Annotated in this window: 8 protein-coding genes and 1 pseudogene; 6 read left to right on the forward strand and 3 right to left on the reverse strand. The window is 70.9% G+C overall.

Annotated elements, in window-relative coordinates:
- A pseudogene (locus AWZ10_RS53630) lies at positions 1-145 on the forward strand (nitrilase); the annotation flags it as partial.
- Between the two features lie 185 nt (positions 146-330).
- Here the strand turns inward: AWZ10_RS53630 and AWZ10_RS12365 are convergent.
- Positions 331-666, reverse strand: a complete 336-nt coding sequence (locus AWZ10_RS12365) for a Rieske (2Fe-2S) protein (RefSeq protein WP_037702762.1) — start codon at positions 664-666, stop codon at positions 331-333.
- 318 nt (positions 667-984) lie between these two features.
- Here AWZ10_RS12365 and AWZ10_RS12375 point away from each other — a divergent pair, with 318 nt between their 5' ends.
- Positions 985-1992: a helix-turn-helix transcriptional regulator gene (locus tag AWZ10_RS12375; RefSeq protein ID WP_078935742.1), complete on the forward strand. Its 1008-nt coding sequence runs from the start codon at positions 985-987 to the stop codon at positions 1990-1992.
- 5 nt (positions 1993-1997) lie between these two features.
- Positions 1998-2435 (forward strand): hypothetical protein, encoded by a 438-nt coding sequence (locus tag AWZ10_RS47595; RefSeq protein ID WP_319120415.1) that lies wholly within the window; start codon positions 1998-2000, stop codon positions 2433-2435.
- A 120-nt stretch (positions 2436-2555) separates the two neighbouring features.
- On the opposite strand, the gene AWZ10_RS12385 is transcribed toward AWZ10_RS47595, so the two are convergent.
- Positions 2556-3617: a helix-turn-helix transcriptional regulator gene (locus AWZ10_RS12385; RefSeq protein WP_060891087.1), complete on the reverse strand. Its 1062-nt coding sequence runs from the start codon at positions 3615-3617 to the stop codon at positions 2556-2558.
- Between the two features lie 367 nt (positions 3618-3984).
- Here AWZ10_RS12385 and AWZ10_RS12390 point away from each other — a divergent pair, with 367 nt between their 5' ends.
- Genes AWZ10_RS12390 through AWZ10_RS12400 form a run of 3 tightly spaced genes read left to right on the forward strand, consistent with a single transcriptional unit; the run spans position 3985 to position 7355 of the window.
- The gene (locus AWZ10_RS12390) at positions 3985-5526 is read left to right on the forward strand and encodes a circularly permuted type 2 ATP-grasp protein (protein ID WP_046709513.1); all 1542 of its coding nucleotides are present in this window, start codon (positions 3985-3987) and stop codon (positions 5524-5526) included.
- On the forward strand, positions 5523-6458 hold the full coding sequence (locus tag AWZ10_RS12395) for an alpha-E domain-containing protein (protein ID WP_046709514.1): 936 nt from the start codon (positions 5523-5525) through the stop codon (positions 6456-6458). The genes AWZ10_RS12390 and AWZ10_RS12395 overlap by 4 nt, the downstream gene beginning before the upstream one ends.
- A gap of 9 nt (positions 6459-6467) precedes the next feature.
- Positions 6468-7355 carry a transglutaminase family protein gene (locus AWZ10_RS12400; RefSeq protein ID WP_046709515.1) on the forward strand — a complete coding sequence of 296 codons (888 nt, stop codon included), beginning with the start codon at positions 6468-6470 and terminating at the stop codon, positions 7353-7355.
- Positions 7356-7442: 87 nt separating this feature from the next.
- Here the strand turns inward: AWZ10_RS12400 and AWZ10_RS12405 are convergent, their stop codons facing one another.
- Positions 7443-7985 carry a hypothetical protein gene (locus AWZ10_RS12405; RefSeq protein WP_060891088.1) on the reverse strand — a complete coding sequence of 181 codons (543 nt, stop codon included), beginning with the start codon at positions 7983-7985 and terminating at the stop codon, positions 7443-7445.
- Between the last annotated feature and the right edge of the window lie 67 nt (positions 7986-8052).

Genomic DNA, 8052 nt, shown 5'->3' on the forward strand with positions numbered 1-8052 from the left:
GGGGCTCGCCCGGGTCCACGAGGACCGGGAGCGGGTCGCGGAGGCGGAGCGGCGGTATGCGGAGCGGTACGGCAGGGAGCCGCGGCCCAACCCGCTCCGCGTCGTGATCGAGATCGAACTGACGGGGGCACTGGGGCGCGGCTGACGGTCACCGCCGGCTTCCGGTTGACCTTTTTTCGGACAGATGAGCGGGCGGGCGGGCCCGCACCGATACCGGTGGACATCCCGAAATGTCCCCGCAAGCCTGCAGCGGCGTCACCGTGTTCAGGTCACGGTGACGCCGCTGCTGGGGGGAAGCGCCTGAGCGATGTGAAACGACGGGGGATCGCTTCAGGCACTGCGGGGGGTGGCTGATACGGCCGTGGAGGCCGGGGTCTCCGGCTCGGCGAGCCGGTGGTCGCGCTGGTCGAGATTGACGAAGACCATCCCGTACCGGACGGCACACCGCACTGGCTGCGGCGCGCCGCGCGGTCGCCGCAGACACCGGTACGCCCGGATGTCCTCGTCCTCGTCCCGGGTCACCACCACCGGTTCGCCGAACACGGTCACCATCAACGAGTCACCGCTGTGGGGGATGGCGGTGGCCAGGTCGATGAAGTGCCAACCGGAGCGGTAGGCGGTGGCCATCTCGCGCCGGAAGGAACGGTCGTCGGGAGGAGTCGTCATATCAGGCCTGCGCAGTCTCGTCCGAGTCCTGTGGTGCCACCGGCCAGATACTGTCGGCAAGCAGGGTGGCGTCCACCGACTCCACCGCCGCCCCACCCCAGAAGCTGTCCGCAGGCGCGTCGCTCCTCGCAGCGGAGTGGGTGCTCACCACTCCGAAGGCCATAACGGCGGAGAAGGCGGCGACAAGCACCGAGCGAAGCAATCCCTTACGCATAGTCGGCTTCGTCCTCACTTGAAGGTCCCCTCTTCCCCCGTCACCTATGACGATGGCTCATTCGGGCACGTCATGGCCACATAATCGGTGCATCATGTTCCTGCATGTTCAGGACCCTGGGGGGTGGAGATTTGGCAACAAGCTGGGCGAAAGGCACACATCCCCACGCGGTGACCGAACTGTGTGAGGACGGCGGCCTTCTCTACGCGAATGCTCTTCGTGCGGGACGTATCGCCCGTACGGATGTGGAGACAGCTCCCTGCCTGATGGAGTTCGGTCTGCTCCAGCCAGATCCCGACGACGCGAACTGGCTGCGCCCGACTCCCCCGTCTGCGGCCCTGGCCCAACGGCTGCACCCGCTGGAACGCGAGATCACCGAGCGTCGGCGGCTGACCACCGAGCTGGCCGAGACCTTCGAGCCGTTCATGGCCCTCAGCGCCCGGGCGATCAGCGACACACACTCGATCACGGTGCTGGAGGGCAGCGACCGGATCAACGCCGCGCTCGACCTGGCCACGTCCCAGTGCCAGAGCCAGATGCTCACGGTCCAGCCGAGCGCCAGCCGCCCCGAGCGCAGGATCGTTCAGGGGCTGGAGCGAGACAGACCTCTGCTCGAACGTGGTGTGAGCATTCGAACGCTCTACCAGCACACCGCCCGCTACAGCCCTGCGAATCTTGCGTACGTGGACCAGGTGGCCGGCAAGGTGGAGATACGGACCATCGACGAACTGGTCGAACGCCTCATCGTCTGCGACGAGACCGTCGCCTTCATACCCACCCGTGACGACCGGCAGGTCGCCCTGGAGCTCCGCCACCCCGGCCTGGTCCGCTATCTGATCAAGGTCTTCGAGTTCATGTGGTCCCGCGCGGTCCCGCTGAACGCCGGCGCCCCCTATGAGACTGCATCCGACGGCATCACGGAGATCCAGCACTCCATCGCCAAGCTCCTCGTCGAGGGCCACGTCGACGAAGCCATCGCCCGGCGCCTCGGCATGAACGTCCGCACCTGCCGCGCCCACATCGCCAAGCTGGCGACGTCGCTGGGCAGCGGCAGCAGGGCTCAGCTCGGCTATCTCATAGCCCAGTCAGGGATGCTGCAGCAGGAGAGCTGACTGACGTGGGGGATGGGTTACACGGGGCCGACGAGGGTCACGAGCACGGACCAGTGGAGTTGTGCGAGGCGGGGCTGGACCTGTATCGGCAGGCACTGCGCGAGGGCCGGATCCCGGCAGAGGACTCCGATCACGTGCCCTGCCTGCTCGGCTTCGGGCTCCTGCACGCGGACGCCAAAGACCCACGGTGGCTGCGCCCGCCGGCACCAGCCCTGGCCCTGCCGCGACTGCTGCACGAGAGCGCCCGGGACATCGCCCGGCGGCGACACGACGAGGCCCGGCTGGCGGAGGCGTTCGAACCACTGCTGGCACTCGACGGGCTTCCCGAGTCGGTCACGGAGGTTCGGGACATCGGTCTGCCGGCCGGATTCGACCGGATCAACGAGGCCATAAGCGTGGCCATGGACGAGGCCCGCGACGAGTTGCTCACCATCCGCTCGTAGAGGGCCGCACCGACGCCGTCATCGCGGCACGTCTGGGCCTCAACGTCCGGACCGCCCGCCTCCACATCGCCAAACTCGCCGCCCTGCTGGGCAGTGAGAACCGCGCCCAGCTGGGCTACCTCATCGGGCGGTCGGGGATTCTGGAGCAGGAACCGGAGTCGTAGGGGAGGGCACGGCGGGCAGGTCGTCCGGTGGGGTGGAGCGGGGTGGGCCGTCGAGGCCGGCCTCGGCGATGCGGACGCCGAGCTGGGTACGACTGGCCGCGCCGAGCCGCTCGGAGAGGCGGGCGATGTGGGCCCGGCAGGTGCGCACGCTGATGCCGAGCCGCTCGGCGACCACCGCGTCCTGGTGGCCCTCCGCCAGCAGCGCCGCGATGGACCGCTCCCGGTGGGTGATGCCCGCGACCCCGGTCGACGGGAGGGACGCGGCGAGCGGGACGCCGAGACGCCACAGCCGTTCGAAGACGGTGACCAGGTACTCCACCAGCGCCGGGTGGCGGATCTCCAGGGCCATGGTCCGGTCGGCGTTGGCGGGGATGAAGGCCACGGTGCGGTCGAAGACGATGAGGCGTTCCACGACCTCGTCCAGGGTGCGGGCCTCCGCCGACTCCCCCATCAGCTCCATGTAGTTGTGCAGGCCCTGCCCGTGCCGGGCCACATGCGTGTACAGGTCCCGCATGCGCACACCCCGGCGGCACATCGCCAGCGCCCGGTGCAGCCCCTCGCGCAGCTCGTCCTCGCGCCGGATGCCGCCCGGCTGCACGGTCAGCACCTCCGAGGTGCAGCGGTCGGTGGCCTCGTCGATCGCCGCCCGGATCCGGGCCAGCCCGTCGTGCACCCTGATCGCGTTGCTCTCCGCCGGCTGCCTGCCCCGGGAGCTGCCGAGGCCCGCGTACCACTCGACGGCGTCGACCGCCGCGCCCATCCGGGCCTGGCTGGCGCTGACCTCCGCGTGGACACCACGCAGCAGCCGGGTCATGACCTCCTGCGGGGAGGTGGGCACCAGCCAGCCCATGTCGTCGGGGTCGGGGTGCAGCAGGGCGAGGTCGAGCAGGCAGGGCACGGGGTCGGCGTCCGCGCGCGGGACGCGGCCCCGCCGTACGGCTCTGGAGTACACGCGGTCCCCGGCGGCGCAGAGCCGGTCGGCGCCGTGCGGATGCTCCTCGTTCGCGTGCCCGGCCATCACCCATTCACCCCCGGTTCCAGCCTGTTCGCAGCGCAACTATGCGCGGCCCACAGCGGCTCCGCAACACGCCATCACCATCGTTCCGCCCCTGTACGTACCACTGCATTCCGATATCTCCACCCCTCAGGCAGTGCGCTCTGCAACAAGCTGAAGTTGGTGCGGGCGGAGGCGTGCGCACCCGCCGCGGGGCGGGCTCCCCGAGCGGGGCATGACGCCGCTGGGACGCCGTCCGGACGTGGGACCGTCGGCTCCCCCGCCCGGCCGTACTTCAAACCCTCCGTTTCCGCAGGTCGCGATCGCCCCCGCAAGCCGCCGGAAATGTTCCGGTGATCCGGGTGTTACGGAGCGCGCCTACCGTCGGGCCATGGCGGACATATTTGACTCGTACGCGTTGGCCGACGCGTGGGACGAGATGTTTGAGCGGCCGGGTGAGGTCAGGGCCGCCTATGAGCCGGTGCTGGCGGCACTGCAGCCCATCGAGCCGGCCGAGCTGCGGTTCAGGGCGGACCAGATGGCTCGCGCGTTCACCGACCGGGGCGTGACGTACGCCTTCGCGGGCGAGGAGAGACCCTGGCCGCTGGACCTGGTGCCTAGGATCCTGGACGCCCTGGAGTGGGATCTCATCCAGCGCGGAGTGACCCAGCGCGTACGGGCGCTGGAGGCGTACCTCGCGGACGCGTACGGGCCGTGCCGGGCGTTCGAGGACGGGGTCGTGCCCTGGCGGCTGCTCCTCAACTCCGCCCACTTCCACCGGGCCGCGCACGGTGTGGAGCCTCCGGGCGGGGTCCGTATCCATGTCGCCGGCATCGACCTCGTCCGGGACGAGGCGGGTGACTTCCGGGTGCTGGAGGACAACGTCCGGGTGCCGTCCGGGGTGTCGTACGTCATCGAGAACCGGCGTGCGATGACCCGTGTCTTCCCGTCCCTCTTCGCCGAGCAGCACGTCGTGCCCGTCGACGGCTACGCGCAGCGGCTGCTCGCCGCGCTGCGGGCCGCCGCGCCCGGCGGCATCGGTGACCCGCGCGTCGTCGTCCTCACCCCCGGCCCCAGCAACGCCGCCTACTTCGAGCACGCCCTGCTGGCCCGGCTGATGGGCGTGCAGTTGGTGGAGGGGCACGATCTCGTCTGCCGGGGGAACCGGGTGTGGATGCGGACGACCCGCGGGGAAATGCCCGTCCATGTCGTATACCGGCGCCTCGACGACGACTTCCTCGATCCCCTCCACTTCCGGCCCGACTCGGTGATCGGCTGCCCGGGGATCATGGGCGCCGCGATGGCGGGGAACGTGACGCTCGCCAACGCGGTCGGAAACGGCATCGCGGACGACAAGCTGCTGTACACCTACGTCCCGGATCTCATCCGCTACTACCTCCGTGAGGAACCGATTCTCCCGAACGTGGAGTCCTTCCGGCCGGACGAGCCCGGGCAGTTGGAGGCCGTCCTCGACCAGATCGACCGGCTCGTGATCAAGCCGGTCGACGGGGCCGGCGGGCAGGGCATCGTCATCGGACCGAAGGCGGACCGGGAGACGCTGGAGCGCACCCGGGAGGCCGTGCGGGCCGATCCGCGCGGCTGGATCGCACAGCGGCCGGTGGCGCTGTCCACCTCCCCCACCCTCGCCGGCGAACGCATGGCCCCGCGCCACATCGACCTGCGGCCCTTCGCCGTGAACGACGGGAGCGACGTGTGGGTGCTGCCCGGCGGGCTGACCCGGGTCGCCCTCCAGGAGGGAAATCTCATCGTCAACTCCAGCCAGGGCGGCGGCTCCAAGGACACCTGGGTGCTCGCCGAGGGGCCCGCCGAGCAGCGGGGCGAGGAGACCGGCGGACCACTGCTGGAGAAGGCGCCGCGCCAGCTCGGACCCGACGGCACCCGCACGGTCGTGCAGGAAGGGGCCCAGCAGTGAACGACGTGATCCTCTCCCGGATAGCCGAGGCCCTGACCTGGACGGGACGGTACGTGGAGCGGGCCGACGCCACGGGCCGCATCCTCGACGCCTACCTCCACCGCCTCCTCGAAGACCCCTGGCGCGACGAGGACGTGGCCTGCCGCTCGCTGTACGCGATCCTCGGTGTGGACGCGCCCGACCTGCACTGCGACATGCAGCAGGTGCTGGACCAACTGGCCTTCGACGCCCGCTCGACGGGCTCCATCGAGGGGGCGCTCGGGGCCGCGCGGCTCAACGCCCGCAGCGCCCGCGAGGCCGTCTCCTCCGAGATGTGGGAGTGCCTCAACTCCACCTGGCACGCGCTCGCCGACCAGCGGACGGCCGCGCGCCGCACGGGCGGCCCGTACGCCTATCTGGAGCTGGTACGACGGCGTGCGGCCCTCTTCTTCGGGCTCGCCGACTCCACGATGAGCCGGGACGACAGCTGGCGTTTCGTGGTGCTCGGCCGCAGCCTGGAGCGGGTGGACATGACCGTACGGCTGCTGTCGGTGCGGGTGCTGGACGCGGCGCACGCGCCCGACTGGCCGACCCTGTTGAGCGCGAGCGGCGCCGACGAGGCGTACGCGCGCGTGCACGGCGGTTTCGGCGACAGCCCCAAGGTCGCCGAGTTCCTGCTGCTCGACCGGGACTTCCCGCGCTCGGCGCTGCACGCGCTGACCACGGCGGAGGAGTGCCTGGCGGCGCTCGGCCGCCCCCGCCAGGACCCGGCCCGCCGCCCGATCGGCGCCCTGCGCACCCACCTCGAATACCTCGACTCCGAGTCCCTGGAAGCCGGGCTGCCGACACTGCTGCGGGATCTGCAGCAGGCGTGCATGGCCTCCGCGGAGGCGGTGGCCGAGAAGTTCTTCCCGTACCAAGGCCCCGTCGAGTGGGCCCAGGAAGGCGCGTGAGCAATCCCGATGACACCTCCACCCCCCGTGACGCCCACCGGCCCCGCCACCAGGGCGACCCGGCGCCTGCGCATCCGGCACATCACCCGCGTCGCGTACGCCCAGCCCGCGGCCTCCTCCCACAACGAGGTCCGCATGACCCCGCTGACGCTCCCGGGCCAGACCACCCTGGACGCCCGGGTACTGGTGAACCCCTCGACGCCCACCTGGTCGTACTGGGACTACTGGGGAACCCAGGTCACCGGCTTCGACCTGATCGAGCCCCACTCGGACCTCACGATCACCGCGACCAGCCTGGTGGAGACGGCCCCGCCCGAGCCGCTGCCGGACGCGCCGGCGTGGGAGGAGGTCCGCCGGGCGACCGCCGACTCGCCTCTCCTGGAGTACCTGACCGCGACCGGCCGTACGACGCTCCCGGCCGGGCTGCTGGACCGGGCACGGGAGGCTTCCGCCGGGCTCGACGTGCACGGGACGGCGACCGCGGTGGCGTCCATGGTCGCCGACCATGTCTCGTACGTGCCGGGCGCGACCGGGGTGCACACCAGCGCGGCCGAGGCGTGGGACCAGGGGGCCGGCGTCTGCCAGGACATCGCCCACCTCACCCTCGGCATGCTCCGCGCCCTCGGCCTGCCCGCCCGCTACGTCTCCGGCTACCTCCACCCCGAACGCGAGGCCGAACTGCACCGCCCCGTCGCCGGCCAGAGCCACGCCTGGATCGAGTACTGGGCCGGCGACTGGACCGGCTACGACCCCACCAACCGCGTCCCCGCCGACGAGTCCCACGTCGTCGTCGGCCGAGGCCGCGACTACGACGACGTGACCCCGCACAAGGGCATCTACCGGGGGGTGGCCGGGGGACCGCCGGAGGTGACGATCGAGTTCACGCGGGTGGCTTGAAAGGGGTGCAGGTAATCCTGGCAACCCTGACAGCCCTGACAGCCCTGACAGCCCGCGGGGCCGGGTGATCCCCGGCCCAGTAGTGGCCTAGTAGTCCTCCTCCTGCTCCTCCCGCGCGTAGTCCGTCAGTACGCAGCCCGCCTCGCCCTCGTCCTGCCGGTAGGTGTTCGGTATGTCCACGCCCGGTTCGCAGACGAGGTAGAGCAGGCCCGCGTCCAGGAGGGCCTTGGCGTTCTCCTCGTCGTCGGCGTCGACGGCGAAGGTCATGCCGACCATCAGGCCCGTGTCGTCGGCGATCTCGGAGTTCGCCACGTCCTTCTGGAAGTCGCCCAGGCTGCTGAAGTGCAGGAAGTCGACGTCGGTGTCGTCATTGACGTCGCAGTCGCCGGCGCTGTCGACCGCGTAGCTGACCTGGGCGCGGAACTCCAGCAGCTCGTCGCCCACGTAGTAGTCGGTGTCCTGGCACCCGACGTGCTTGTCCAGGAAGAGGGCGACCGCCTCCCTGTCCTTGGCGACGGGAAGCATCTCGCCGTCGTCGCCACAGGCGGAGACGGTGAGGGCGAGCAGCAGGGCGCAGGCGGACGCGGTCAGGGCGGACGGCGTACGACGGGTACGGGCAGGGGTGCGCAAGGGAGGGGTCCTCCGGGGATCTGGGTGAGCGTGAGGGAGGGTGTGGGGGGTGGGGATCAGGAGGCCG

The organism is Streptomyces europaeiscabiei (assembly GCF_001550375.1).
Classification (GTDB): domain Bacteria; phylum Actinomycetota; class Actinomycetes; order Streptomycetales; family Streptomycetaceae; genus Streptomyces; species Streptomyces europaeiscabiei.

Bases quoted from the DNA above. Each gene is read 5' to 3' on its own strand.
- AWZ10_RS12365 (WP_037702762.1), bottom strand. From the start codon at position 666: ATGACGACTCCTCCCGACGACCGTTCCTTCCGGCGCGAGATGGCCACC.
- AWZ10_RS12375 (WP_078935742.1), top strand. From the start codon at position 985: ATGTTCAGGACCCTGGGGGGTGGAGATTTGGCAACAAGCTGGGCGAAA.
- AWZ10_RS12385 (WP_060891087.1), bottom strand. From the start codon at position 3,617: ATGGCCGGGCACGCGAACGAGGAGCATCCGCACGGCGCCGACCGGCTC.
- AWZ10_RS12390 (WP_046709513.1), top strand. From the start codon at position 3,985: ATGGCGGACATATTTGACTCGTACGCGTTGGCCGACGCGTGGGACGAG.
- AWZ10_RS12400 (WP_046709515.1), top strand. From the start codon at position 6,468: ATGACACCTCCACCCCCCGTGACGCCCACCGGCCCCGCCACCAGGGCG.